2 protein-coding genes are annotated in these 1663 nt (G+C 48.9%); one reads left to right on the forward strand and one right to left on the reverse strand.

The window, feature by feature from the left end; translation table 11 throughout:
* On the forward strand, nt 1-1286 hold a 1286-nt coding region (locus OEM52_15190), incomplete at its 5' end, for a polysaccharide deacetylase family protein (protein MDK9701477.1).
* An 11-nt stretch (nt 1287-1297) separates the two neighbouring features.
* On the opposite strand, the gene OEM52_15195 is transcribed toward OEM52_15190, so the two are convergent.
* Nucleotides 1298-1663, reverse strand: a 366-nt coding sequence (locus OEM52_15195; GenBank protein ID MDK9701478.1) for a PIG-L family deacetylase, incomplete at its 5' end; no start/stop codon positions are given.

Genomic DNA, 1663 nt, shown 5'->3' on the forward strand with positions numbered 1-1663 from the left:
AAACAGCATCGCTCACGATAACCGAGATGCTGTTCGCCAATCCTGCCGACCGGATTATCGATTTGGCGGCGCTTCCCAAACGGCCGTTAGAACATTGGTACGTCATCGAACCGGAGTTTAAAGAGAAGCTGACGAATCCCGATTTACCGATTATTTATGGCGGTAAATTGAAGAGCGGCTACTTTCTTGAGATAGATTCCGACCGGATAATTTTCGGACTCGATGTGTTTGGATCGGCGTTTTTTATGATGTCGCGGATGGAGGAGTATCTCCGCGACGATGCCGATGCGATGAAGCGCTTCCCGCTCAAATCCACTCTTGCTATGCAAGAGGGGTTTTATAACCGGCCAATCGTTAATGAATACATTGAGTTGCTTTGGGGATTTTTATTGCAGTTATGGCCGAAGTTGGAACGGAAACCGCGCGAGTTTCGCCTTCTCACTTCCCATGACGTCGATACCCCGTTCGAACAATTGGGTAAAGAGTTCAGTCGGATCGTGCGAGCGTGCTTAGTTGATTTGGCGGTGATTAAAAACCCCATTCTTCCCTTGCAACGGTTTGCCAACTGGATTCAGGTAAATCATGGAAGCGTACAAAAGGATTTTGCCTACACGTACGATGCATTGATGGACATTGAAGACGAACATAACATTAAGAGCGCGTTTTACTTTATCACCGGCGTAACCCATCCAAAAACCGTAAATCAATTTCCTATCGAGCGCACTGAAATGCGCGGTATCCTGCGAGCGATTCATCGCCGAGGACATGAAATCGGCGTTCATGGCGGTCACTTTACTTTCAACGATGCGGACAATTTTCGCACGGAAGTCACTCGAATCCGTAACACCTGTCTTGAAGAAGGCATCGAGCAGACCGTTTGGGGTGGGCGACAACATAATCTGCAATGGCGAGCGCCGACTACTTGGCGGGTTTGGGAGGAGGCCGGTTTAGATTACGATAGTACGTTAACCTTTTCGGAACAGCCGGGCTTTCGTTGCGGCATCTGTTATGAGTATCGCACCTACGATGTGGAACGCCGCCAACCGCTGCGATTGATCGAACGTCCGTTAGTTGTGATGGATGTGTCGTTTATCCGAAAAGACTACATGAACCTCACCTATCAGCAGACTGTTACGGAATCAATCAAGCTGATGGCAATTTGCAAAAAGTATAACGGCGACTTCACTTTGCTCTGGCATAACTATAGCCAGAAACTATTCTCGCGGGAAAACCTGCTTGCGTTGTACCGTTCCATTGTCCATGCGCGCAGTCAAATCGAAGGTTAATGCGCTACTACTTATAAAATCTCTCGTATTAAGACAAATGCTTCGGCGGCGCGGCAATTCACCGTCGCGCCCCGCAACGTTGCCAGTGCTTTGACCGCTTCGATCGATCGTTCGTTGGGAAACGCCTGCATTTGCGAAGCGAAAATCTCGAGCGCTTCGATTTTCTTTCCCAAGTATTCAGAGATATCGTAATAGACATTCGGCGCAAAGGCGGGCGACAACCCCGGCGCATTCCAGTTGGTTTCCGATAGTGTTTCGTAGGCAAGAATTTTTCGGGGAATTTTCGCTCCGTTGGGGCGACACGCAACTAACGCCGACTCAAAGAAAAGCCGATGATCAAAGTGAATATCCCCGATGAAAGGGGTGAACAGCAACGC

It is taken from the genome of bacterium, from assembly GCA_030247525.1.
GTDB lineage: Bacteria > Electryoneota > JAOADG01 > JAOADG01 > JAOADG01 > JAOTSC01.